The organism is Pseudomonas sp. CC11G, from assembly GCF_056174845.1.
In genome coordinates, this window is the sequence record NZ_JBWBZC010000027.1 from 18,358 (window position 1) to 41,875 (window position 23,518).

Sequence of the window (23,518 nt, forward strand, 5' to 3'; positions counted from 1 at the left end):
CTCATCAAGGGGCGGACGCATGGCGACGTTGCCGACGGTTGTCGAGCAGATACACCATCGCACAGGCATACAGCGTGACCAGAATAAACAGCCCCATGCGAATGGCGAAGGCGGTGTATACATCTTTGCCAGCGGCACTGTCTTGCACCGACTGGCCGAGCAGAATGATCAGGGTCGTCAGGCTGTTGAGCCAGAAGCCCGGCGTGTAGGTGCCTGGGCTCAGCCCATAGAGTTTTCGGCCCAGCAGCAGCCCGAACAGAAGCATCCATAGAAAGAACATCCACAGGTTGACGAACAGGCCGAGCGCGAACCAGAAAACAATCGCCAGCAGGCCGCCGAGCAGAGTTGAGCCGAGCAGTTCGCGCCCGGCCGTGCGCGCCCTGGTGACCGTGCTCTGTTGGCCGAGGTTGACCGCCTTCATGATGATCGGCATGTAGCTGGCCGGATCGATCAGCGCCAACAGAAATGCCGGCATCACCACCAGCGCTGCACGCAATGCCAGCCAACTGATTGCCTCGGCCGAAGGAGCAGGTGCGGGGGCGGGCGGTTGGGCGCCGAGCGGGTCGGGGAACAGCCAGTGGCTGATCGACACCGCCGTGACGGCCAGGAGCAAGCCCTTGACCAGCGAAACGACCACCTGCAGGGCCAGGTCGAAATCGCTAGCGCCGGCCGCGCTGATCATCGTCAAGCCCACCACCATGAAAGTGGCGACCAGCGAGTTGCCGCCACGCATGCCATACCTGAAAACCAGAAACAGGCACAGGCCGACCAGCATCACGCCGGTTGCCGCGTAGTAATGCAACAGCGGTATCAACAGCAAGCCACTGCCGGTAGTCACCATCAGCACCATGGCCAGGCCCAGGCTGGCCTTTAACGGCAGCGGTCGATTCATTGCGGCCAGCATCGTCAGCGCCAGCATCGGTGCAATGAAGGGGATGGGCAGCGCCAGGCCGAAGCTCGCGGCCAGGCACAGCGCAGTGCAGTGGCCAGGCGCAGGGCTCGCCGCGCCCGAACCTGTTGCTCAGTAGGCATACGACAACCAGCTCATCACCCGCAGGAACAGGCGACCAAGCGGGTTCAACGGGTTGCCTTCGCTGGGGAACGCCATGACTTCGGCCTGGCCACCGACCCGAATGCCGCTGATGTCGCTCAACTGGCCGGGTTCAAGCTCGATGATCACGGGAAAACGCTGGGCCGGGCGTAGCCAGTCTCGGCTGTTCTGCACCGTGGGCAAGGAGCCGGCTGGCGTACTCTGGCCGGTGCTGACGCCATAGCCCACGCTGCGCACATGGCCTTCGAACAGGGTGCCGGGAAGGGCATCCAGCACGATGCGCACCGGGGTGCCGGGCCTTATCTTGCCGAGGTTGTTCTCGGTCATGTCGGCCGTGACCCACGCATCGTGGATGGCGATCAAGGTCATCAACGGCGCACCGGCTGCAGCGAACTGGCCGACATCGGTGCGCAGGTCAGTAATCAGGCCGTCGGAGCGGGCACGCACGACGCTGTTGGCCAGGTCCAGCTCGGCCTTGTCCAGCGTGGCGATGGCGCTGAGCAACACGGCATTCTTCTCGTCGCTGCCACCCTGGGTTTCGCGGGCACGTTCTACTTCCGCCTGCGCTGCCGAGACGTGTGCGACGGCCGCATCGAGGGTGGAACGGGACACTTCCAGCCGACGCAGGGAGATGGTCCCCGCGTCTTCTTTGTACAAGCGTTCAAGGCGTTGCAGGTCCTGGCGGGACATGACTTCGTTGGCCTGGGCCGCATTCAGCGACGCCGTCTTGGAGTCGATGCCAGCGGTGTTGGCGCCGATCTGCTTGCGGGTGGTCTGCAAGTCGGCACGCGCACGGTCTACCGCGATCTGGTACGGCTGCGGGTTCAATTCGAACAGCACATCGCCGGCCTTTACCTCTTGATTGTTACGCACATTGACCTTGGTGACCCGGCCTGCGACCTCCGCTGCCACCGGAACCACAAACGTCTGCACCCGCGCCTGTTGCGTATAGGGGGTATAGCGGTCGGCCAGCAGGTACCAGATCAGGCTCAGGAGGATGAGCACGGCAACCCCACTCACGGTTTTTTTCGCCGGGTCGGCTGCAGGCGCAGGGGCGGCTTCTTCTGTTTCGTGTTGGCGGTCACTCACTGGGCACCTTCCTTTCCTTCATCGAGCAGGTTGCCCCAGTCGGTGCGTTGCTGCATCTGTTGGCGAGTGGCGGGGTCGAGCAGGGGGCGGTCGCTGTACCAACCGCCGCCGACGGCCTTGTACAGAGCGATCAGGCTGTTGATGGCCGTGCTGCGATTGACCAGGTAGTTATCCTGTTGGGCGAAGAGGGCCGCCTGGGCATCGAGTACCCGCTGGAAATCCGAATAGCCTTCGCGGTACTGGGCATTGGCCAGGGATACCGAGCGCTCGGCGGCAATCGACGCTTCGCTGAGGATACGCTCGCGCTCCAGCGCCTTGATCAGGCCGGTCGCCGCGTCATCGGCCTCACGCGCGGCCTGGCGAACACTGTCTTGGTAGACGACGATCAACTGCTGCAGACGGGCATCCTGAACACGCACGTTGTTGGTAATTCGGCCATGGTCGAACACGTCCCAGCGCAGGCTTGGGCCGCCGATCAGGTCCAAGGTATTGGACGTGCCGTCAAGGGAGTTCGCAGACCAGACGATGCTGCCGAACAGGCTGATAGAGGGGTAAAGGTCGGCCTCGGCGACACCGATCAGCGCCGACTGGGCTGCGACCTGGGCTTCTGCGGTACGCACATCCGGGCGGCGCAACAGCAAGTCGACCGGCACACCCTGCAGCACGGCACGGTCAACCAAGGGCACCACTCCCGTGCTGGTCTGCAGTTCCGGCATCGCGCTCGGCGGGCGGCCCATCAGGGTGGCCAAGGCATTGCGCGTGCTGGCGACCTGCGCCTCGAAATCGGGGATGGTGCTCAGCGTGCCGAGGTACTGGGTCTTGGCCTGTTGCAGATCGAGTTCGGCATTGTCGCCGCTGGCGAACAGGCGCTCGGTAATCTCATAGCTGCGCTTTTGCAGTGTGGCGTTGTTCTTGGCGATCAGCAGGCGTGCCTCGGCGGTGCGCAGCGCGTAGTAGGTTTGTGCCACCTGCGCGTGCAGCAGCACCAGCGCGTTTTCATAGTTGCTCTGGGCGGCGAACCAGGCCGCATCGGCTGACTCGATGGCGCGACTGAACCGGCCCCAGAAATCCAGTTCCCAGCCGACATCGAACCCCGCACTGTGTTGCCAAAGATGGCTGTCCTGCGGGTTATCGCCGCCCCATTGGCGACGCTTGAGGTAGGCGCTGTCGGCGCTGACCTGTTGCACTTGCGGGTAGCGGCTGCTGAGCGCGATACCCAATTGTGCGCGCGCCTCCATTACCCGCAGACCGGCGATTTCGAGGTCGGCATTGTGGGCGTCGGCCTCGCTGATCAGGTGGTCGAGCACCGGGTCGGCAAACACGTGCCACCACTGCCTGCTATCGGGCTGTGGGTGTTGCTGGCTGGCCAGCGCCAAGGCTGGCGTATTCCAGTGCTCCACCCAAGGCTGGGTCGGTGACTGAAAGTCCGGGCCCAGGCGCACACAGCCGCCCAGGCCCAGGGCGCCACACAGCACTAACCGGCTCATGCGAACAGGGCACGCCTTGAAGCGCATGCGCTCAGACCGGCGGAAGCGTGTTCGCCGTCTCAGCTCGCAGTTGCTCATCGCTCAGCTGTTCATCCAGCGCATCGACGTGCGGCTGGTCGTCGACCCACTGCCAGAACAGCTGATAGGCCACCGCCAGCATCACCGGCCCAATGAACAGGCCGATAAACCCGCCGCTGACCATCCCGCCCAAGGCACCAATCAGAATCACCGGCATCGGCACATCCACGCCGCGGCCCAGCATCAATGGCTTGAGCACGTTGTCAGACATGCCGGCAATCAGGCTGTAGATGCAGAACACGACAGTACCGAGCGTGGTGCCGTCAGTGGCAAAGACATAGGCGATTACCGGCACCGTCACGAGAATCACCGGCAACTGCATGATGCCCATCAACAGCGCGACCATGGCCAGCAGCCCGGCACCGGGCACCCCATAAGCACGAAGCCGACGCCCACCAGCAGCATCTGGATAAAGGCGATACCTACCACGCCCTGGGCGACCGCGCGGATGGTCGCGGTGCACAGGGTGGCGATGCGCGGACCGCGCTCAGGGCCGGACAGGCGGGTGGCGATCGCGATGGCGCTGCGTTCGCCGGTGTCGCCATAAGCCATCAGCACACCGGCAATGATCAGGGCACCGATAAACAACAAAAAGCCCACGCCAACACCGGCCAGCTTTTCCAACACCGTTAAGCCGATCGTTTTGAAGTACGGCATCAACTTCGCCACCACGCTGCTCATGTCGGTCGCCGACTGATACCAAAAGGCGTAGAGCGGTTTGCCAATGAGCGGCAGGGTGGCGATTTTTTCGTTGGGCAGCGGAATGGTCACGCTGTCGGACTTGAGTATCGCCAGGGTGCCGTTGACCGACTCACTGATCGATGTGCCCAGCAAGTAAATCGGCACCATCAGCAAGGCCAGGGCGACCACCACGATCAGGGTCGCGGTGCGGCCATCCTTGTTGCCCAGCTTGCGCTTGAGCAGGGTGTGCAACGGGTACAGGGTTATGGCCAGGATCATTGCCCAGAGCATCAGATTGAGGAACGGTTCGAAGATCTGGAAACAGAACAGCACCAGTACCGTGATCAGCCCGGCGCGAATCAAAACATCGAGCAAACCACCGGATAACGCCCTTGCGGAAATGTTTGTACCTAACATGGCTGAGCTCCTTGCTGTGCGATGTGAATGCCGCTATCCGTCACTGGCTACCGGCGGCGCCGTCTGTATCGTTCACTGCCTGCCAACTGCTGTCAGGGTCGAAGCGGGTCATGGCCGAGGCCTGCTTGCCACCGTCGGGGCCCAGGTCTTTTTCGAAGACGCTGCCGTCATGGCTGATCATAAAACTCATCACCCCGCTGTCGCCGTAGGTTACCGGCCAGGCGACCAAGGCGAAGCCACGGCTCATGTTTTCGCCCAACAGGTAGTTATAGGCGCCGCCGGGCGCCGAGGGCCCCTGGGCGGTAAGGATGCGGTAGTGGTAGCCGTGCCACCCGCCGCTGGGCAGCCCATCGACGAATAACGCGCCCAGCGGGCTGGGCGGCTCACCGTTCTGATCGGGCCAGTACAGGCCGTCGTGCTGGCCCTTGCTGCTCACGAACTTTTGCGCGTATTCGAGAACACCATCGCCGTCGCGGTCCACCTCGGCGTAATCCATCTGCGCGTCGTGGTAAGCGCGTACGGCCTGCAAGGTCGCCTCTTCGTTGCGGCCAATACGCCGCTGACGAATAAGCGGCACGCCGGCCTTGGCATCGAAGCCCCAGCCTTGTTTGCCGTGCACCAGCGGCAACGGCAACTCCCAGCCTTGCTCGCCCACGGCCAGCAACGAATAGCCCTCGGCCTGGCTGCGTATTTCGTGCTTTTCCCGGTACAGCGTGAGGAAGGCTTCGACGTCTTCACGCTCCACGCCCACCGCCGGAACATAGCGCCGCCAGTCTTCGCCGAGCAGCGCGACCAGGCGTTTTTCGTCTGCTTTCGTCGTACCCAACGCGGCGACAAACGCGTCGGCCGCCGCCTGGGGATTCTCGAAGTGTTGCTGGGCCTGCACGAGGGAAGCCGGTAGCACCAGCAGGGCAAGCAACGCAAAGCGCATCACTGCATTCATAACCAAGCTCCTTGTCAGCGCCGCCGGGCGGCACCGCGGGAAGAGGACGCCGCCGGGCGACTGACAGCATGCCCGCCGGTACGCGCCGACTGAGGTCGCCGGGCCGCGGCCTGGCTGGCGTGCCCGCGTTGTTGGTTGGCGCGCGCGCGGTCCGGTTCACGCGCCCCGGCGAACGCATTGTCGCGGGTGCTGCGGGTAGCGGGGCGCTGTTGTTCGCGGTGCTGTTCGCGTTTTTGACTGTGGTCGGCAGTGCGCATGTTGCGGTCCGCTGCCTGAGCGCGGTCACGTGCCTCGCGGTTATTGGTGGCCGGGCTTTCAAAACCACTTTTTTCCAGGCTCTGCCGCGCACGGTCGCGCTGGGCGGCGGTGTCACGGCCACGCAGGGCTTCGCGTTGGTCGCCATTGGCCAGACGCTGCCCGTACTGCTCGCGGCTGGTGCGGTCACGGTAGGGCACACCGTCACGGTGCGTCGGGTCGTGCTTCCAAGTGTTGTTCTGGGCGTTGATCTGGCGGTTGACGTTGATGTTGTTGTAGCGGTTCACGTCGATATCGACGTCGCCGCGTCCCCAATTGCAGTCGCCCCATAGCGAGTCGACCACCGCCACGCCGACGGCAAAACCGATTCCTGCCACCACCGCGCTACCAAAGTAATAACCGGGCGGCGGCGGGTAATACACCGGCGGATACGCCGGATACGGCCAGGTGCCATACACCACCGTGGGGTTGTAGCTGGGCACGTAAATCACCTGCGGGTCGGCCGACTCGATGATGATGGTCTGGGTGCTAGTGGAGGACGAGGTGGTCGTTACCGGCTGTTCGCTCACTTTCTGTTTGTCGTTGGAACTCAGGTTCCCGGCTTCCATGGCCTGACGGCGCAGGCGCTGCACCGACTCCATCACCGCATCCGGCTGGGCCAGAAACGCATCGCCGACGCGCTGTACCCAGGCCGGGTCCTGGCCAAGCGTGGCCAGCACCGCCGGGAAGGCCACCAGTGATTGCACGCTGGGGTCCCAGGGTTTATCGGCCACCTGGCGCACCGCATCGTCGCCCGTGGCCTTTGGATTGGCCTTGGACCAGGCCGCAGCATCGGCGACATCGCCGGGATAGGTGGCGGCCATCAGCACCTGAGCCAGCAGGGCGTCGGGATATAGCGCCAGGGGCGCGAGCATCTGATCCCGTTCCTGCGCGCTAAACACCTGCTCGGTGGCGGCCGGAGCGCCGGCCTCGGCAGCCCAAAGCGAGCACGGCATGGCGGCCAACATGACCAGTAACGACCACATCGGGATGCCGCGAAGGACATGCATGACGATTCTCCTGAGGGTTACAGGCAGGGCGCAGACGAATGAATTGAGTAGTGGGCTAGATCGGTCTAGCACAGCATTGCGTAACGTGCCGTAAATTGGGCGTGCGGCAGCCCTACGCGGTTACAGATTTTCCACGCACCATTTCACCCGTCTTCAAATTGAGCGATGCTTTGCATTCATTTGAATCAGTGTGCTGAAAAAAATACCTGTGGCTGTCGTTGGGAGATCGGTTTGCCTACTGTTCCGGTAAATACATACGGTGATGAGGCCTTGTCTCATGTGCTGAATGCCAGTGAGCGGCTGGTGATGGCCGGTTCGGTAGACGAAGTCGTGGCCGTGCTGCGCGACACCGCGCGGGCCACTGTCGGCGCGGAAGGCATTGCGGTCGTCATTGCCAGTGACGGCTACTGTTCGTATGTCGCCGAAGATGCGGTAACTGCGCTTTGGCAAGGCCAGAGCTTTCCTGCCGACCACTGCATTTCCGGATGGGTGATGCGCCACGGTGAAACGGTCGCCATCCCTGACGTGCGGCTGGACTCGCGCATTCCGCAGGACGCCTACGCGCCAACGTTCGTTCGTAGCCTGGTGATGGTGCCCATCGGTAAACCGGTGCCCGTCGCCGCGCTCGGCGCTTACTGGTCGGATGTTCGCAGCCACGACCCCGATACGATCAAACGCCTGGAAAGTCTGGCGCGCTTGGCCACGATTGCCATTGAGAACGCGCGCCTTACCCGAGCGCGAAGCCGCGCGGCAGAACTTGGCGCTGCGCAGAACCGCATTCTGGAACTGGCCGTTGAAGAAACGCCCCTCAACGTCACGCTTGATGCAATCGTCCGCGAGGTTGAAGCGCTGTCCACGTCCTGTTTTCTGGGAAACATCTTGCTTCTGGACGAGGAGGGCAGGTATCTGCGCCATTGCGCAGGACCAAGCCTGCCGAGCGCTTTTACGGATGACCTGGAAAGCATCGCTGTCGGCCCGTGCATAGCAGGCGAGTCTGATCTCCCATCGGATATCGCGCGTGACCCCCGTTGGGCCGAGTTCCGAGAGCTGGCCACGAGGCATGCTCTGAACGTGTGCTGGTCAACCCCAATTCGTTCGGCGCAGGGCAGCGTGGTCGGCACCTTTGTGCTGTACCACCCTGAGTCGCGCACGCCACGCTCGGAAGATACCGAGATCGTTGACTTCGTGGTGCAAACCATCGGGCTTGTGGTGCACCGCGCTCACGCGCAAACCGCCATCCGGGTCAGCGAGGAGCGCTTGCGCCTTGCCGTCGACCACGCCGAGGTTGGCTTCTGGGACGTGGACCTGGTGCAGAACACGCTGATTTGGCCGCAACGAACCAAAGCGTTGTTCGGCATCTCGGCCGATGTGCCCGTCACCATGAATGACTTCTACGAGGGCTTGCATCCCGACGATCGAGAAGCGACCAGCGAAGCCTTCGCCGCCGCTGCCGACCCTGATCGCCGTGCGGTCTACGACGTCGACTACCGCACCATCGGCAAGGAGGATGGCGTGGTTCGCTGGGTGGCGGCCAAGGGCCGGGGCGTGTTCGATTCGGCTGGCCGCTGCCTGCGCGTTACCGGCACGGCAGTGGAAATCACCGCCCGCAAGGCCGCCGAAGAAAACCTACGCGTGCTCAATGCCACACTCGAAGGCCGCGTAGCTCGGGCCGTTGCCGAGCGCGAAGAAGTTCAGGCGGCGCTGCGCCAGAGTCAGAAAATGGAAGCCATGGGGCAGTTGACCGGTGGCGTGGCCCACGACTTCAACAATCTGCTCACCCCCATCGTCGGCACGCTCGACTTGCTGCAACGCCGGGGCGTGGGAAGCGAGCGGGAACAGCGGCTTATCGCCGGCGCCATGCAATCGGCCGACCGAGCGGCGACCCTCGTCCAGCGCTTGCTCGCCTTCGCTCGCCGTCAGCCGCTCCAGGCCGTAGCGGTCGACGTGGTGAAACTGGTGAGCGACATGGGCGAACTGGTGGCCAGCACCAGCGGGCCGCAAATCAAGGTGGTCGTCGATGCGCCGGGCAATCTGCCGGCAGCGATTGCCGACCCGAACCAGCTCGAAATGGCACTGCTCAATCTCTCCGTAAACGCACGCGACGCCATGCTTGAGGGCGGAACGATGCGGATATCGGCGAGCACCGCATCGGTCAGCACGGGGCACCGTTCTGGCCTTCCGGCAGGCGAATATCTGTGTCTGTCGGTCGCCGATACCGGCACCGGCATGGACGCGGCCACGCTCGCCCGAGCGGTCGAGCCATTCTTTTCCACCAAGGGCGTCGGTAAAGGAACGGGCCTGGGCCTCTCGATGGCACACGGTCTGGCCTCCCAGCTGAACGGCGCGCTGACGATTCAGAGCTCGCCCGGTCTGGGCACCAACGTGGAGCTTTGGTTGCCGCGCAGCCAAACCGTGCCGGTAGCGGCGTCGCGCAGTGTCGACGCGCCGGAGCCCCGCTCGGTGCGAGGCGTGGTGCTGCTGGTCGACGATGAAGAGCTGGTTCGCACCAGCACCTCCTACATGCTCGCAGACCTGGGCTTAGCGTGATCGAGGTCGCGTCTGGCGAGGAGGCCATGCGGCTGCTCGACGCCGGGCAGCCGTTTGACCTGCTCGTCACGGACCACCTTATGCCCGGCATCAGTGGTACCGACTTGGCCAGGCGGGTGCGTACAACCCGGCCCGACACGGCCGTGCTCCTCGTCTCAGGCTATGCCGAGCTTGAAGGGCTCGACCCGGACCTGCCGCGCCTTGCGAAACCGTTCCGCAAGAGCGAGTTGGCAGAACGTTTAGCTGAACTTGGCGGCGAGTCTTGAAACAGCCCACAAGCGTCTCTTCTTCGGAAACCGTCCCTATGCCTGCCTACTTGAGTCGCCCTATGCCCGCGCCGCTGCTCGCCCACGGAGAAACCGTGGTGCTCTTCGACGGGGTCTGCAAACTGTGTAACGGCTGGGCCAAGTTTCTGATTCGTCACGACGCTGATCGGCGAGTTCGACTCGCCACCGTGCAGTCACCCGAAGGCCAACTGTTGCTCGCCTGGGCCGGGCTGCCGGTGAATGAATTCGACACCATGGCCGTCATCAGAAACACCCACTACTGGGTGCGGTCAGACGCGTTTTTCGAAGTGATCGCGCAGCTGCCAGCACCGTGGCCCCTGCTGAGAGCGCTGCGCGTTTGTCCCCGGCCAATACGGGATTGGCTTTACGACCGTATAGCGCTGAATCGGTATCGGCTGTTCGGTAAACATGAGGCTTGCCCACTGCTTACTGCTGACCATAAAAACGCTTTTTAGAAGCGGCGCCCTGACCCGCCCTGACGACGCTCAGGCTCTATGCCGTGAACAAATACGCTGTAGGTATCCGCCGGGCGTTTGCCGCCGGCCAGATCCAGAGCGTGACCAATCGCCCCCCGGTGGTAAGTACCGTGATTGATCAGGTGAAACAGCATTTCCTCGCACGTCATAGCCCCGTTCTGCCCGTCGGCAAACACAAAGACTACCAAGCGACCAAGCTGCGCCGAATTGGTCCGCGCCAGGTAATCGGTTGCCCAGGCATTGCAGGCTGCCAGGCGCTGCGTGAGCGCTTGCAGGCTGGGAACCACCTCGGTGTTGGTCGCGCGATGTGGCGCTTGCTCGCCAGCAGACGGGCTTTAAACAGCTCCTCAACGATGACCATATGGTTGAGTTGTTGGCGCATGAACGCCAGCGAGGGCGAGGCAGGGTCCTGCCGTTCAAGGTCTGTTACGGCCTGCAGGGTGCGCTCATCGGCCCACACTTTGTAGCGGTATGCATCCACCAACATGACGTTCTCCCCGGCGCGTCGACTTCAGTTCGGCGCATAGGTTAACCCGCTGCGATAGCGCATGTTTTTATAAGCGGGGAACACCGCTGTCAGGCGAGCTCGGTGTCTGCTGCTGGCCGATTGCAGCCAGTCGCCACAGGCTGCAATCCGCCAGAGGCGGACATCGTGCGTTTGTGATTTTCGAGAACATTTCGTTGATCCATACTCTTGCTGCGTCAACAATGATGAAGCTGATGGTATCCGGCTTCGTACCCATGAAGTTCGCCCGCTACAACGCTCACCTGCGCGACCTGCGCGGCACTGCAAAACCTGAAAGGAGTCAGGCGATATGGAAATCGATCCGAATGCTTCATTGAAAGAAGCAGTCACTCAGTTCTACAGCCATAATGGATTCCCTGCCGATGGAGGCATCCGTGACAAACGCTGGTCCCTCCTGGGTTGCCGCGACCTAAAGGTCTACCTTCCCAATTTCGAGTGGCGCCGCCAAGCATTGCCTCTCCACGACATCCACCATGTCCTCACTGGCTACCCGTTCCGCCCAACGGGCGAATTCGAAATGGCCGCCTGGGAGTTTGCCGCTGGCCGGTACCCCAATCCTTTCAGCACACTGTTTTGCCTTCCGCTGGTCAGCATGGGCACATGTCTCGTTCCCAAACGCAGCTTCTCGGCATTCGTGCGCGGGAAGCACAGTCGAACTCTGTATCAGGGCTACTCCTATCCGGAGCTGCTGGAGCGCAGAGTGGCTGAGGTTCGGGCCGAGATACTGCCTTCCGGCCCGGTATCTCCGACGCCCAGGCATTACTTCGAGTACCTGATTCTTGTTGCCTGCTCGGCAAGCATGATTGCGCTGCCGCTACTGGCCACCGCTTTTGTCCTATCGGAGATTTCTGATGTCCACTCACGCAGGTGCTGCGTCCGGCGCGTTCAAAGTCAATTCGCTAGTTCTGGACAACGGGGCCAGCCCACTGACAGGAACCATTGTCTGGGACAAGTGGCGGTCGCTCTGGAACAGCTTCATCTTTAGCAGCGCCCTAGTACTGGCCCCCCTCCATTTCAGCTGGGGCGCGTTCCTGGTCTTCCTTACGCTAAGTGCGGTGACCCTTTGTGCGGGGCATTCGGTGGGTTTTCATCGGCGCCTAATTCACCGCAGTTTTAAATGCTCCAAGTCCACTGAGCGCTTCCTGGTGTGGATGGGGACCATCGTCGGCATCGGCGGCCCGTTCTGGACCATTCGCACACACGACACTCGCGACTGGTCCCAGCGGCAGCCTGCATGCCATGACTACCTTGCCCACAGGGAGGGGCTTTTCAAGGACGCATGGTACAACCTGCACTGCAAGTTCGTGCTCGATCACCCGCCAGGCTTCAATCCAGGCCCGGAGATAGCGAACGACCGCTTCTACCAGTTCCTTGAAAAGACTTGGATGCTCCAGCAGCTTCCCATCGCGATTGCCCTTTACCTGATCGGGGGCATGCCTTGGCTCGTGTGGGGTGTGCCGGTCCGGGTGGCGGCTTGTACAACCATGCACTGGTTCATTTCCTACTTCGCCCACACCCAAGGTCCCCAGACCTGGCAGGTGGATGGCGCCGGGGTACAGGCCCATGACGTTCCGATTGCCGCCATCCCTACCTTCGGTGAGAGTTGGCACAACAACCACCATGCGTTTCCGGCCTCAGCTCGCCATGGTCTATATCCCGGTCAGATCGACCTTGGTTGGCACTTTATCCAGCTTCTCCAGCGTGTTGGCCTCGCCTGGGATGTGAATGTGCCAAGCAACCTGCCACCCCGCGAAGGGATCACCGCACTGAAAGTGGGGGCTGAAGATGTCATGTACCGCAACGACTAAAGTGTGCTCGCGTGAATGTATGACCGGCAGCTAATGGCCGATACTGCCAGTGAAGACCGGCTGCAATCGGCCAGAAGCGTCTTGTCTGCCCGCCACGTAAGACCAAAATCATCGCGGCTGAAGCCGCTCCCACAAGTAGCTGCGACCCCCTGTAGGAGCGGCTTCAGCCGCGATGCTTTTTGATGCAGGGAGGGCGCATTGCTGTCTGCAGCGAACGCCAGCTATTGGCCGTTACCAACCTTTCACCAACGCTGCTCAAGTGACAGCGGCAGCCGCAGCGGTTCTATCGGCCCTTCGCGCGTGCCGCACATTTCGTCGTGGACGCAGTGCTGGATCAGTTCACAGGGCAAGCGGGGCAGCTCCTGCAGCAGCTCGCGCACTTGGGTGGTCGAGCGCAGGTGCAGCACCTTGCCTTGCTCGTCCCGCACGAGCTGAATACCCGAGGCGAGCCGTGCTTGCAGGAGGTAAAAGCCGCCCTCCAGGGACACCACTTCAAATCCCTCGATACGGCCTGCCCGCGCCGCCTCGCCCAGTTGATGGAGATTCATTGCCAGGTCCTCCTGCCAGTCAGACGTTCTCAGTTATTCGCCGCCGGGGCGGGGCTGCGTCGGAAGAAGAGGGTCACCTGGCCGAGTTCCACGCCGAGCTTGCTCATGCTCGACCGGTTGATGAGGGTGTCCTCGTCCATCAGGTACATCCAGTCATCGAAATCGACATTCCAGGTCGTGCCATCCACGTCCAGCTTCAGTTGATAGCGCCAGCGCAACGCGTTGCCGGCGAGCTCGCCCTTGGCTTCACCAATAACATCGGCGGCGCGGCCTCGCCACTGGCCATCGGCAGTCGGCACCAGAGTCCACACGCGTTGCTGGCGGGTACCGTCGCTGTAGAGAAAGCGCTCATCGAGAATCAGCTTCTCGCCTTCACGGTGGCTGGTGATGTCGACCGTGAAGCGCTTGACCACTTCGCCCGAGCGATTCTGGAAGATGCCCCAGGCCTGCATCGGCCGGGAGAAGAAACCGGGCAAGTCGAACTGCGGGCGCTCTGCCGCGTAGTGACTAACCTCTACACCGCCGCAACCGCTTAGCAGCAGGGCGCATAACAACCAAATTTTGGCTCGCATTGTCGTTCTCCTCGGAGGCGGCTTGCCTTGCCTGACAGGCAACGTGCGGTGCCGCGTCTTGGGGAAATACTTATACAGATATTATTTGGTGTATAGGTTTTTGTGGGCAAGGGCGGAAGAGGGTGAATTTCTGTGCTTGAGATTTTTGGCTGATAGCTCTTGGTCTGATCATGAGGATTCAGCGCATTTTAATGCGCTGAAGGACGCATCTTTAGATGAATTGGTGCATTATATTGCTCTATTTTTTCGTTATGGCTATTCTCAGTAGCATTATAATGCGCTGATGATGGGTTCTATCGTGGCCAAAGAGCTTACTGTTCAAGTGTTCGCTGAGGGTGTCTGGCAAGACGCCTACAGCTTGAGGTTCGAAGATCCGTTGAATCCGCGTGAGGGCACCTGCATCACGGGTTACCTCACGCGTTTCTACGTCAACAACATGGAGCACGAGAACTCGTTCTTCGAGAACTCCGTAAGCGTTGTGCATCGTCTGGACATGAACATAAGCACCTCGCGAGGCTACCCGGCATTCCTGCTGGATATCATTCCGGCAGGCGCAGCTTTTCGTTCGCTCAAGAAGCGATTCGCGACCCGCAAGCCTGATGACATCGCCCTCGATCTGTTCCTTCTGGAGCGCTGTACGCCATCGCCAATCGGGCACATGCGGATCAAGCAATCGCTTCCCTACCTGAATGAAGGCGAACCCATGGGCTTCACCCGCCAGGAGGTGGCCGAGCGCAACGCCGATTTTCTGGAGTATGCCTACGAGCAAGGTGCCGCTATCGGCGGCGCGACAGGCGCTGGTGGTGAAGCGCCCAAGCTGTTGCTGGCGGAAAACCATAACGGCCAACTGTTCGCTGAGGCCACGCTAGCGGTTGAGCAGACCAAGCGGCATTGGTTCGTAAAGTTCCCCAGAAACCGAGCAGCGGCTGTCGATAAAGACATCCTGAGAGCCGAGTACCAGTACTACTGCGCGATCACCGAGATCGGTATGAACACCATCTCGATGGATGGATTGGAGCTTATTGATGACGATGAGCACAAACCCAGCCTATGGATGCCCCGCTTTGACCGCGAGGTAACGGAGCAGGGCATTCTTCGCCACCCGGTAGAGTCTATTTACTCGCTATGTGGCGTTACTGAGAACGGCGCATTTCTGGGCCATGAATTCGTGCTTGGCCGTCTTGGTGAAATCTGGAAGATGGCAGGGCAGGAGGATGAGCTGTTTGACCTGGCCGTCGAGTACATCGCCAGGGATCTACTGAACCGCATTCTGGGCAACTCGGACAATCATGGCAGAAACATCTCGATCATTCGGGGCGGCGGCAAGTTGAAGCTAGCGCCTATCTACGATTTGGCGCCCATGGTTCTCGACCCTGACGGAATATCCAGGGTGTTGAAGTGGGAGCACGAGAGGGCGGGAGCACCCGATTGGAGGCAGGCATGCCATTCGCTGGCGGGCGCGGCTTACGAGGATGTGTATTTCGATGCGCTGCGCGACAAGGCCCAACGCTTTCGCGCGTTGCCCGACTTGCTGGTGAACCTGCCCGCCAGCGTGCGCAACGCGCGAAGCATTCCGCTCAACAATCTGGATACTCGCCTGAAGGAATGGGGGTTGATATGAAAGAGATGCCTCTGGAAGAACGCAAAGCCTACATTCAATCCGTGGCCCAGGAGGTCGCCCAAGGGAAGTTGACGCTCGGTGGCGCCGTCAAACGCCTGCGCGAAAACCTTCTGGGCATCAACCAGGAACGGTTCGCCATTGCCTGCAAAATTTCGAAGCGGGCGCTGTCGCAGCTAGAGGTCGACCGCGGCAATCCGACGCTAGCGACGCTAGAAGCCGTATTCAAGAAGTTTGGCCTGACGATCGGCCTGGCCCACCTCAGCCCGGTAGATCTCAACGCCGCCGATGCGCAGAAAAACAAGGCCGGCTTTGCCGTTCCCTCCGTTTCACCGGCGCGGTCTTCTTTTCCTAAGAACGACCGCGTGGCGCCTTGATCCGGCTGGACCATTCAGCGAGCACAAAAAAGGGGACTAAGTCCCCTTCGTTTCACTCTCGGCAAACCGGCCTTACGGCTTAACGTCGCTGACCTCAGTCACGCCACCTTTGCTCACCTTGACCAGCGCTTGCGCCATTCAATGGCTAGCGGAAAACCGCCCGGCCATTTGTGCCTACAACGACGACGTGGAAACCCGTGGAGTGTTCAGCGACGGCTTACGTCGCTTCTGACGAAAACTGGACGTAGCGCGTGATCGATGCCGTGGCCCAATACCGCACGGCTTGCGTCCTGGGGTAAAAAAAACCGCATCGTTAGCCGCAGCGGTGGAGCAGGGCGCATAAGTGCTTCTCATGCGGTCACTTCGCGCAGCAGGGGCGTTCGGCGTCCCACTGAAAACACCGCCTTTCAGCCTCGATAAGACAGGGACGTCATGATCACCATCGCTCGTTATTCATTAGCCATCGAAGCGCACATCGCCCGCGCCAAACTGGAATCCGAAGGTATTCCCGCGTTCGTCGCCGACGAACACACCATCACCGCCGACTGGCTCTACTCCAACGCCATGGGCGGCGTGCGACTGCAAGTGCCAGACGCCTTCGTCGAACAAGCCCGCACCATATTGGCGACCGATTTCAGCGAAGACCTGATCGCCGAGCAAGGGCACGAAGCACCCAAGGCGTGTCTAGTCCTGAAATAGGTTTACACCTGTTTCACTCTCAAAACGCCCGATGCACCGCATCGGGCGTTTTGTATTCCAAGGCCAGATGTGGCCGCTCTTCGTTATAAATCCCCACTGACTCGTCCACCATCTTCCGTGCGTGCGCGAGGTTTTTGGGGCGATGCAGCAGGAACTCCATCTTCAAAATCCCGTTCACCCGCTCGGCCATCGCGTTCTGGTAACAGTCGTAGCCATCGGTCATGGAGCAAGTGATGCCGTGCTTGATGTGCAGACGTTGGTAAAGGTCCGAGCAGTACTGCGCGCCACGGTCTGAGTGATGGACCAACTGCTGATCAGTTTTTCGCTCGCCCACGGCTTTTTTCAAAGCCTTGAGTACCGACTCTGTGTGTAACGTCTCATGCACGTGGTGTCCCACAATTTTTCGCGAGAAGGCATCTGTCACCAGGCTTAGATACGCCACGTTTTCTTGGGTCGGCAGGTAGGTTATGTCGGCCACCCAAACTTGCTCAGGCCCCGTAGCAACGATTTGTGCAGGCCCTTCTTTTAGCAGGTTGGGATGGCGCCGGAACCGATGATGGCTGTGGGTGGTTTTGTGGTAGGCACGCTTGCGAGGCACCAGTTCTCGGGCCTCTCGCAAGATCGTGAACAAGCGATCCCGACCAACTTGTAGGCCCGCTTCAGCGTCGATATGCAGCAAGTGATGCAGCTTGCGCGTCCCCAGTCTTGGCTGGCGACGGCGCTTCTCCAAGACAAACTCCAGCACGTTCTGATCATGCTGGTCGCGGGCTTCGGCGGCCCAGATTCGCTTGTAGTAAGCCTGGCGCGAAATCCCCATGAACAGGCAAGCCCTGGTAACACTCAGGCCTTCGATTTGCCCTTGCGAGAGGACTTGCCGGGTCGCTTTTTTACGATGGAAACGCCGTAGTCGTTCTTTAGAACATTCACGACAGCTTCAAAAAATTGAGCCTTCTGGTTGCTCAAGGCGAGCTGCTCTTCAAGCTCTTTGATCCGCTGTTCTGGCGTCAGCGGTGCAGATGGCTCGTTCACGGCACGGGTCCTCTGAACTCGAATGGAGGCGCCTTGGCTCCAGTCCTGCCGACCATGCTTGCGTAACCACACCAACACTGTCGACCTGCCCTGGATGCCATAGCGGGTTTGAGCGTCTTTATAACTCAACTCGCCTTTTTCGACTTGATCAACGACCGCCAGTTTAAAAGCCAAGGTGTAATCGCGCTGGCTGCGCCTTTTCCCCGAATCCATTGAGTCCTCCTGAAAATAGGTCAGAAGGTGTAAACCTTATTCAGGACGGGACAGCGAACACAAAAAAGCCCCTCAAATGGCGGTATGTCATCCTGTTGGCCATCGCGGTTGGGGTAATAGGAAAGTGGATTGTGGGCATCGGGCCGGCACCCCGTCAGGCAGCTTCGCTAGCCGAGCAGGCGAGGGCAGAGGTCGAAAAAATCAACGCGAAGACGCCAATACAGCTCGATGAAATCAGCGTGCTGACCAAGGCTACGTTCACTGACGACTACGTTATTGCCGTCAATGTGACACTCCTTGATTTCGATACCTACGCGAAGGAATTTGATCTCAGCGCACTGCGTGCTTCCGTGGTTGAACGACAATGCGCTGGCCAGACAAGTGAAAACTCACCGTTGAGCATGGGGTTAACGCTTCGGTTTGTTTATTCGACAGAAAGCGGTCGGTTGCTTGATAGGTTTGATATTGATAGGCAGGCCTGCCGGTAGAAATTGGCCTGGGATGGGGCAGATTTATTTGACTGCTTTAATTTGCAGTCGATTAATGAATCTGAACTCCCCCCATTTTCTCGCGAACTATCGCAACGACCAGGAACCGTGGCTGGCTCACTAACAACCCGAAAGTGTTTTTACACGTTCTGGGCCAGAAACGGACATTTGCAGCAGGAGAAAAGCTGTGCTGCGCACACCTAGCGCTAGATCCGCGCATGCCGAGGTGCGTACAGCACCCCTTACGCGATAGCGTCTTATCTTGAATTTGAGGCCCGCCTTCGATTAGATGCAAGGCGAAGCGTTGGGACGTGAAAAGCACCATAAACCACAAGGGAATGACACTACATGGCAAGGATAGAACCCGTTTTCGGCAGCATCCGCAGCGAAACCGAAAACCCGTACCAACCGGGCGACGCCCAACTGATTGACGAAGAGGTTGTCGCGCTTTCAAAACCCAAGATTTTTGATTTTTCCGGGCGTATTTCGCTGACGCGGTTCTGGCTGATTCATGTGCCCTTGGTGCTGGTTCTTCCGTGCGTTTTGCTGGCGTTCTTTATGGTGGGGTTGCGCCATCAACTGGTAGTTTTGCTGATAGTCGCTGTCACCGTTGTCGTTCCTGCCATCCTGCTCAACCTGTCTCTATTGGTACGCCGGGCACGTGATCTGGGCTGGAGCCCGACATGGGGGATTCTCTCCGTGCTCCCTGTTTTAGGCTTTGTGATAACGCTCCCGCTCATCATGCTTCCGGGGCGTAAAGCGATTAATAAATACGGCCCGCCCAATCCACCTCTGTCGACATCGGTAAAGCTACTTACCGCGCTGTTGGTCGTGCTGACACTTGTAGCTTCAACCGTGCTGGTTGCGTATTTCCCGCAATACCACCCACAGGCACTCTACGAGTGGTTTGTTAATGCGTTGGCTCAGGCATGACGTTAGCGTATTGGCCGTTTGCAGCCGGTCACGACCGGCAGTAAACGGCCAATAGCGGACGCCTGGAGTAGAAAAATAAGTCTGCCCCCATTTCCCATCGGTGCTGCTGCCCGTCCACTGCAGCAGCACGTTTGCGTCTATGCCGCAAATCCGGCAGGACTATTGTTGAAATTGCTCGAACTGGTCAGCCAACTTGAGTGCCGGCTGGCCCTAGCAGTCATGACTATTCAGTAGCCCGTCCTGGGCGCTGGCATTGGCGTTCTCAATTGCTTCGTAGACCGTTACCGCGATCCCCAGCAGGTCCAGAACACGACCCAGACCCCACCCGGCCCGGCGCCGACGATGCTCAACGATACGCTCATTGCGCCGCCCACTTCATGACGAACTCCGGGTATCTCAGACCGACAATGGCATCGGCTGCGAATACCCGTTCCAGTTCGGCCAGTTCATCAACGCTGAACCGGACCTCCAGCGCTGCCAGGTTGTCGGCAATGCGGCTCGGCTTGGTAAAGCCTGTCAGTGGCACCACATCGTCGCCGCGTGACAGCACCCAGGCGAGCGCGAGCTGCGCGGGGGTAAATCCTTTGCGGGCCGCCATGTTCTCAAGGTGTTTTGCGGTGGCCATATTGCGCGCATAGTTTTCGCCCTGCATACGTGGCGTCAGGAATGTCGCGCCCTCAGGCGGGCTTCCTTGCGGCAGTCTGCCGCTCAGCATGCCCTCTGCAAGAACGCGATAGGCGACAACGCCGATACCCAGTTCGCGCGCGGTAGGCAGAATTTCTCGCTCGATGAAGCGACTGGCCAGCGAGTATTCGATTTCCAGGGCTGTTACCGGGTGCACCGCGTGGGCTCGGCGCAGCAAATCCGCGCCGACTTCCGATACACCGAGATAACGCACCTTGCCTTCCTGGATAAGGTCGGCGACAGCGCCGATGGTTTCCTCGTAAGGCACATCCGGGTCGGCACGACACGGCTGGTAGAGGTCGAGCACGTCGACGCCAAGTCGCTTGAGGGAATAGGTGGCGAAATTCTTTACCGAGTTCGGCCGTCCGTCGAGGCCAATAACGCGGCCGTTGGGGGCGACCTGGGCGCCAAATTTCACACTGAGGAATATGTCGTCACGCCGCTGTTTGATAGCGCGACCCACCAGCATTTCACTCTGCCCACTGCCGTAGAAATCACCGGTATCCAGAAACGAAAAACCCGCATCGATCGACGCATGCAGGGTGGCCAGGGCATCACGTTCCTGCTGCTCCTCACCCATTCGAAACCCCATGCAACCCAGGCCGAGCGCTGACACGGTAGGGCCGTTCTTCCCAAGCTGTCGTGTAGGCATTACTGTCATTTGCCGATCTCCTGCTGACGAGGGGAATTGCACCAAAGTTACAATATTTATAATTTGTAAGTTTCAGCGCTGTCAACGAGGAATGCAGGTTGTGCCGAGAACAGGCTTGTCCAGTGAAGAGATCAAAGAGAAGGCAATTTGCGCGGCGCTCCAGCGCATACGTTCGCAAGGCTTCGACAAAGTTCGCCTGAGTGACGTGGCGAGGGATACCGGGGTAAGCCATGCGGCGCTCTATGCGCACTTTGCCGATAAGGCCGCCTTGTTGGATGCCGTGATCGGACTCTGGTTGGTGCAAAGTGAAGACAAGCTCGCTGCTGTCATAGCCATGGCAGGCTCTCCCGAAAGCCGCATCGTCGAGTGGTTTGTCACCCTCTACCGAATGAAGCGCGAAAGAGCGCTCTCTGACCCAGAGCCTCACCGGGCGTTCGACATGGCCTCTGCGCAAGATAAACCATTCGTGGTGCAGCACCTGCAGAACTTGCTCGACCAGTTGGCCGCCCTGTTTGTCGAAGCGGGCGCCGCGTCTGCAGCCGCACAGCGCTACGCCTCGCTGGTCTTTCAGGCGACCGCGCGTTTTCATCATCCGACCCTTGTTGCCCGGACGGCACAGGACGATCTCGAACCGCAGCTTCGGGACGTACTCGCGTTACTGCTGTTGGGCCTGAGGGCGGAGAAAGTCTTGAAGTGAGGCTGTCCGCCTCGCTAAACGCATGCATCCGCGAAGGCGCCATCCTTGTCGGCAGCAAACAGCTAATCGCTGGGCGATGATTCAGAGGCTGCCGTGCGTCGCTTTTCCTGCGTGACTCACGCTCCCGATCTTCGCCATTGACTCCACCTGGTCGCAGGTCGTGATGCGCTCCAGACAGTCCACTTCTCTATACGAGCGCTGAGGCGCCTTTCTTCGAAGGTTCCAGAGTCGCTTTCACCTTTGTCAGCAAAAGTATATTGACGATATTTGTCCAGATTTACATCCGGTTATGCATTGCTTAGTCTGCATTCCGCGATCAGTAGATAACTGGATCTATATATAGATTTATTATCCAGTTTAGTCCTCCTATCGCTTGCGCGGCGGCCTGGCCGTGGCGTGAACAGAAAATAAAAACAATAGGAGAGTGCTGGATGAAACCATCCACGACCGCTGTGCCAATTCCTCGCCGTAAGCCGGTAAAGGGCGCGTTGTTGCTGACGCCTCTGGCGTGCGCGATTTCGTTCAGTGCAATTGCCGGTGATTTCGACGTTGGCGAAATTTCCGGTCGTGCCAATGGCAGCCTCAGTGCAGGCGCCGTCTGGAGCGCTGAAAACCCCAATACAGCAGCTATTTACCAGGGTAACGCTACCCATGCGGGCTATGGCTCGCCGGGCGAGTTCAATACTGCCGGTGGCCGTAATGGCGACGACAGCCGTTTGAATTTCCAAAAGGGCGATCTGGTATCCGCGCCGATCACGTTGCTCGGTGAGATGGAATTGAAGTGGCAAAACTACGGCATGTTCCTGCGCGGCAAGGCTTGGTATGACGCGGCGCTGAGTACCAAAAACGTAGACTTTGGCCATTCCTCCAATGGCTATCAGCCCAACAGCCAACTCGACGACAGCCACTTCGATGAGCTGGCCAAGTTCCAGGGTTTTGCCCTGTTGGACGCCTATGTGTTCGGTGACTTCGACGTGGCCGATCACCCGCTGACGCTCCGCGCCGGTAACCAGGTGGTGAACTGGGGCGAAGGGCTGTTCTTCCAGAACGGCATCAACGCCGTCAACCCGGTGGACTCAGTAGCCCTGCGTCGCCCCGGTTCGCAGTTGAAGGAAGCCTTGCTGCCGGTACCGATGCTGTACGGCAACTTCGGCATCACCGACAGCCTGAGCCTGGAAGCCTTCTATCAATTGGAGTGGCGCCAGAGCGTACTGGAAGGCTGCGGCACTTATTTCGCCACCAACGACTACATCCCCGAAGGTTGCTTTGGCGTGCCGCGTGCGGGTGCCAACGACCAGGCGTCCTTCGCGGCCAATCAATATATTCGCCGGGCCAAAGATGACGAGCCGTCCGATAGCGGCCAGTTCGGTCTGTCGTTGCGCTACTTCGCCGACGAGATCAACACCGAATTCGGCGCCTACGCGATGAACATCCACTCGCGCACGCCGTATGCCAGCTCCATCGCCGACAAGCGCACCAGCGGCGCCGGTTGGCAGAACCCGGTAACCCCGGCCATTGATGCTGCCAACGGGGCGTACTACGCAGCCTTTCCGGAAGACATTCGTATTTTCGGCCTGAGCTTCTCCACCACTGTGCTCGGCACGTCGGTATTCGGCGAGTACAGCTACCGCCCGAACCAGCCGGTGCAATTGGCGCCGTCCGACCTGATTCAGGCATTTGCCACCAACCCGGCGCCGGTAATGGGCTTGGGTATTCCATTGCCTTTGGGCGATGAGGCATTGGCGGCAGGACCGGGGGCGAAGTTCAACGGCTATGACCGCCTGAAGATTTCGCAATTCTCCCTGGGCTTTATCAAGACCATCCCGCAGGTGCTCGGCGCCGACAGCCTCAACCTGATGGGCGAGGCGGCCATGAAGTACGTGCACAACCTGCCGAGCCTGGATGACCGCCGCTACAACCGCACCGACCAGTACGGCACCGACATGGCCAACGGCAGCAAGCTCGGCTGCCAGTTGGGCACCACGGTGCAGAAGTACAAGAAATACGCCTGTACCTCGGACGGTTTCACCACGCAGTTTTCCTGGGGCTATCGCTTGCGCGCCGAACTCAATTACCCGGGCGTGATGGCTGGCGTGAACCTCTCGCCGTTCGTGGCCTTTGGCCAAGACGTGCAGGGCTGGTCGTATGACAGCAACTTTGTCGAAGACCGCCTGGCTGGCTCGGTTGGCCTGCGCGCCACGTACCTCAGCAAATACTCCGCAGAAGCGTCGTGGGCAGGCAGCGGCAACACGCCGTACGCCGCTACCGACAAAGACTTTATCGCCCTCAGCCTGCGTATGGGCTTCTGATCATG

At 60.1% G+C, this 23,518-nt stretch carries 21 protein-coding genes and 3 pseudogenes; 13 read left to right on the forward strand and 11 right to left on the reverse strand.

Annotated features, from left to right (window positions below; translation table 11 throughout):
• Positions 1–4: 4 nt before the first annotated feature.
• The 6 genes and pseudogenes from AC0V2S_RS23715 to AC0V2S_RS23740 all read right to left on the reverse strand — a co-directional run bounded on the left by AC0V2S_RS23715 (position 5) and on the right by AC0V2S_RS23740 (position 7,050).
• Positions 5–1,032, reverse strand: a pseudogene (locus tag AC0V2S_RS23715) (DUF2955 domain-containing protein).
• On the reverse strand, positions 1,022–2,140 hold the full coding sequence (locus AC0V2S_RS23720) for an HlyD family secretion protein (protein ID WP_475511859.1): 1,119 nt from the start codon (positions 2,138–2,140) through the stop codon (positions 1,022–1,024). Before AC0V2S_RS23720 ends, AC0V2S_RS23715 begins: the two are co-directional and overlap by 11 nt.
• On the reverse strand, positions 2,137–3,627 hold the full coding sequence (locus tag AC0V2S_RS23725; RefSeq protein ID WP_475511860.1) for an efflux transporter outer membrane subunit: 1,491 nt from the start codon (positions 3,625–3,627) through the stop codon (positions 2,137–2,139). The genes AC0V2S_RS23720 and AC0V2S_RS23725 overlap by 4 nt, the downstream gene beginning before the upstream one ends.
• A gap of 31 nt (positions 3,628–3,658) precedes the next feature.
• Positions 3,659–4,803: pseudogene (locus AC0V2S_RS23730) on the reverse strand (AI-2E family transporter).
• Between the two features lie 40 nt (positions 4,804–4,843).
• Positions 4,844–5,746, reverse strand: coding sequence for a DUF2950 domain-containing protein (locus AC0V2S_RS23735; protein WP_475511861.1), 903 nt, complete (start codon positions 5,744–5,746; stop codon positions 4,844–4,846).
• A gap of 14 nt (positions 5,747–5,760) precedes the next feature.
• Entirely contained in the window at positions 5,761–7,050 is a 1,290-nt protein-coding gene (locus tag AC0V2S_RS23740) for a DUF3300 domain-containing protein (RefSeq protein ID WP_475511862.1), read from the reverse strand.
• A gap of 279 nt (positions 7,051–7,329) precedes the next feature.
• Here AC0V2S_RS23740 and AC0V2S_RS23745 point away from each other — a divergent pair, with 279 nt between their 5' ends.
• The 3 genes from AC0V2S_RS23745 to AC0V2S_RS23755 are packed head-to-tail and all read left to right on the forward strand — an operon-like array spanning position 7,330 to position 10,339.
• Complete coding sequence (locus tag AC0V2S_RS23745; RefSeq protein ID WP_475511899.1) at positions 7,330–9,597, forward strand: GAF domain-containing hybrid sensor histidine kinase/response regulator; 2,268 nt, start codon at positions 7,330–7,332, stop codon at positions 9,595–9,597.
• Positions 9,598–9,623: 26 nt separating this feature from the next.
• Positions 9,624–9,863, forward strand: coding sequence for a response regulator (locus AC0V2S_RS23750; protein WP_475511863.1), 240 nt, complete (start codon positions 9,624–9,626; stop codon positions 9,861–9,863).
• Positions 9,864–9,901: 38 nt separating this feature from the next.
• A complete protein-coding gene (locus tag AC0V2S_RS23755; protein ID WP_475511864.1) occupies positions 9,902–10,339 on the forward strand; it encodes a thiol-disulfide oxidoreductase DCC family protein in 438 nt (145 codons plus the stop codon).
• Here AC0V2S_RS23755 and AC0V2S_RS23760 read toward each other — a convergent pair.
• Positions 10,336–10,847 (reverse strand): annotated as a pseudogene (locus tag AC0V2S_RS23760) (DinB family protein). The gene AC0V2S_RS23755 and the pseudogene AC0V2S_RS23760 sit on opposite strands and share 4 nt — an antisense overlap.
• Before the next feature lie 328 nt (positions 10,848–11,175).
• Between AC0V2S_RS23760 and AC0V2S_RS23765 the strand changes: the two are divergent.
• Positions 11,176–11,871 (forward strand): hypothetical protein, encoded by a 696-nt coding sequence (locus tag AC0V2S_RS23765; protein ID WP_475511865.1) that lies wholly within the window; start codon positions 11,176–11,178, stop codon positions 11,869–11,871.
• A 13-nt stretch (positions 11,872–11,884) separates the two neighbouring features.
• Positions 11,885–12,694, forward strand: coding sequence for an acyl-CoA desaturase (locus AC0V2S_RS23770; protein ID WP_475511900.1), 810 nt, complete (start codon positions 11,885–11,887; stop codon positions 12,692–12,694).
• Positions 12,695–12,936: 242 nt separating this feature from the next.
• Here AC0V2S_RS23770 and AC0V2S_RS23775 read toward each other — a convergent pair whose 3' ends face one another.
• Both AC0V2S_RS23775 and AC0V2S_RS23780 read right to left on the reverse strand, forming a co-directional pair.
• Positions 12,937–13,242, reverse strand: a complete 306-nt coding sequence (locus AC0V2S_RS23775; RefSeq protein ID WP_475511866.1) for a DUF6482 family protein — start codon at positions 13,240–13,242, stop codon at positions 12,937–12,939.
• 29 nt (positions 13,243–13,271) lie between these two features.
• On the reverse strand, positions 13,272–13,814 hold the full coding sequence (locus AC0V2S_RS23780) for a DUF3833 domain-containing protein (RefSeq protein WP_475511867.1): 543 nt from the start codon (positions 13,812–13,814) through the stop codon (positions 13,272–13,274).
• A 286-nt stretch (positions 13,815–14,100) separates the two neighbouring features.
• On the opposite strand from AC0V2S_RS23780, the gene AC0V2S_RS23785 reads away from it, so the two are divergent.
• The 4 genes from AC0V2S_RS23785 to AC0V2S_RS23800 all read left to right on the forward strand — a co-directional run bounded on the left by AC0V2S_RS23785 (position 14,101) and on the right by AC0V2S_RS23800 (position 16,508).
• Entirely contained in the window at positions 14,101–15,435 is a 1,335-nt protein-coding gene (locus AC0V2S_RS23785; protein WP_475511868.1) for a HipA domain-containing protein, read from the forward strand.
• Positions 15,432–15,809 carry a helix-turn-helix domain-containing protein gene (locus tag AC0V2S_RS23790; RefSeq protein WP_475511869.1) on the forward strand — a complete coding sequence of 126 codons (378 nt, stop codon included), beginning with the start codon at positions 15,432–15,434 and terminating at the stop codon, positions 15,807–15,809. The genes AC0V2S_RS23785 and AC0V2S_RS23790 overlap by 4 nt, the downstream gene beginning before the upstream one ends.
• A 118-nt stretch (positions 15,810–15,927) precedes the next feature.
• Complete coding sequence (locus AC0V2S_RS23795; protein WP_475511901.1) at positions 15,928–16,041, forward strand: type II toxin-antitoxin system CcdA family antitoxin; 114 nt, start codon at positions 15,928–15,930, stop codon at positions 16,039–16,041.
• 200 nt (positions 16,042–16,241) lie between these two features.
• Complete coding sequence (locus tag AC0V2S_RS23800; RefSeq protein WP_475511870.1) at positions 16,242–16,508, forward strand: putative signal transducing protein; 267 nt, start codon at positions 16,242–16,244, stop codon at positions 16,506–16,508.
• Between the two features lie 19 nt (positions 16,509–16,527).
• Here the strand turns inward: AC0V2S_RS23800 and AC0V2S_RS23805 are convergent.
• Positions 16,528–17,750 (reverse strand): IS3 family transposase gene (locus tag AC0V2S_RS23805; protein ID WP_475508031.1). Its coding sequence is split into 2 segments (ribosomal slippage): positions 16,528–17,399 and positions 17,399–17,750, totalling 1,224 coding nucleotides; the frame shifts between segments, so codons are not numbered across the junction.
• A 95-nt stretch (positions 17,751–17,845) separates the two neighbouring features.
• Between AC0V2S_RS23805 and AC0V2S_RS23810 the strand changes: the two genes are divergently transcribed.
• Entirely contained in the window at positions 17,846–18,238 is a 393-nt protein-coding gene (locus AC0V2S_RS23810; RefSeq protein WP_475511871.1) for a hypothetical protein, read from the forward strand.
• A gap of 348 nt (positions 18,239–18,586) precedes the next feature.
• Positions 18,587–19,171 carry a DUF805 domain-containing protein gene (locus AC0V2S_RS23815; RefSeq protein WP_475511872.1) on the forward strand — a complete coding sequence of 195 codons (585 nt, stop codon included), beginning with the start codon at positions 18,587–18,589 and terminating at the stop codon, positions 19,169–19,171.
• Between the two features lie 358 nt (positions 19,172–19,529).
• Here AC0V2S_RS23815 and AC0V2S_RS23820 read toward each other — a convergent pair whose 3' ends face one another.
• Positions 19,530–20,516, reverse strand: a complete 987-nt coding sequence (locus AC0V2S_RS23820; RefSeq protein WP_475511873.1) for an aldo/keto reductase — start codon at positions 20,514–20,516, stop codon at positions 19,530–19,532.
• Positions 20,517–20,622: 106 nt separating this feature from the next.
• On the opposite strand from AC0V2S_RS23820, the gene AC0V2S_RS23825 reads away from it, so the two are divergent.
• Positions 20,623–21,204, forward strand: a complete 582-nt coding sequence (locus AC0V2S_RS23825) for a TetR/AcrR family transcriptional regulator (RefSeq protein WP_475511874.1) — start codon at positions 20,623–20,625, stop codon at positions 21,202–21,204.
• Between the two features lie 431 nt (positions 21,205–21,635).
• The gene (locus AC0V2S_RS23830; protein WP_475511875.1) at positions 21,636–23,513 is read left to right on the forward strand and encodes a DUF1302 domain-containing protein; all 1,878 of its coding nucleotides are present in this window, start codon (positions 21,636–21,638) and stop codon (positions 23,511–23,513) included.
• Positions 23,514–23,518: the final 5 nt, after the last annotated feature.

Coding starts and splice junctions, on each gene's coding strand:
- AC0V2S_RS23755 (WP_475511864.1), top strand. CDS start 9,902: ATGCCTGCCTACTTGAGTCGCCCTATGCCCGCGCCGCTGCTCGCCCAC.
- AC0V2S_RS23750 (WP_475511863.1), top strand. CDS start 9,624: ATGCGGCTGCTCGACGCCGGGCAGCCGTTTGACCTGCTCGTCACGGAC.
- AC0V2S_RS23735 (WP_475511861.1), bottom strand. CDS start 5,746: ATGAATGCAGTGATGCGCTTTGCGTTGCTTGCCCTGCTGGTGCTACCG.
- AC0V2S_RS23725 (WP_475511860.1), bottom strand. CDS start 3,627: ATGAGCCGGTTAGTGCTGTGTGGCGCCCTGGGCCTGGGCGGCTGTGTG.
- AC0V2S_RS23740 (WP_475511862.1), bottom strand. CDS start 7,050: ATGCATGTCCTTCGCGGCATCCCGATGTGGTCGTTACTGGTCATGTTG.
- AC0V2S_RS23820 (WP_475511873.1), bottom strand. CDS start 20,516: ATGACAGTAATGCCTACACGACAGCTTGGGAAGAACGGCCCTACCGTG.
- AC0V2S_RS23790 (WP_475511869.1), top strand. CDS start 15,432: ATGAAAGAGATGCCTCTGGAAGAACGCAAAGCCTACATTCAATCCGTG.
- AC0V2S_RS23775 (WP_475511866.1), bottom strand. CDS start 13,242: ATGAATCTCCATCAACTGGGCGAGGCGGCGCGGGCAGGCCGTATCGAG.
- AC0V2S_RS23830 (WP_475511875.1), top strand. CDS start 21,636: ATGAAACCATCCACGACCGCTGTGCCAATTCCTCGCCGTAAGCCGGTA.
- AC0V2S_RS23785 (WP_475511868.1), top strand. CDS start 14,101: ATGGGTTCTATCGTGGCCAAAGAGCTTACTGTTCAAGTGTTCGCTGAG.
- AC0V2S_RS23800 (WP_475511870.1), top strand. CDS start 16,242: ATGATCACCATCGCTCGTTATTCATTAGCCATCGAAGCGCACATCGCC.
- AC0V2S_RS23815 (WP_475511872.1), top strand. CDS start 18,587: ATGGCAAGGATAGAACCCGTTTTCGGCAGCATCCGCAGCGAAACCGAA.
- AC0V2S_RS23765 (WP_475511865.1), top strand. CDS start 11,176: ATGGAAATCGATCCGAATGCTTCATTGAAAGAAGCAGTCACTCAGTTC.
- AC0V2S_RS23780 (WP_475511867.1), bottom strand. CDS start 13,814: ATGCGAGCCAAAATTTGGTTGTTATGCGCCCTGCTGCTAAGCGGTTGC.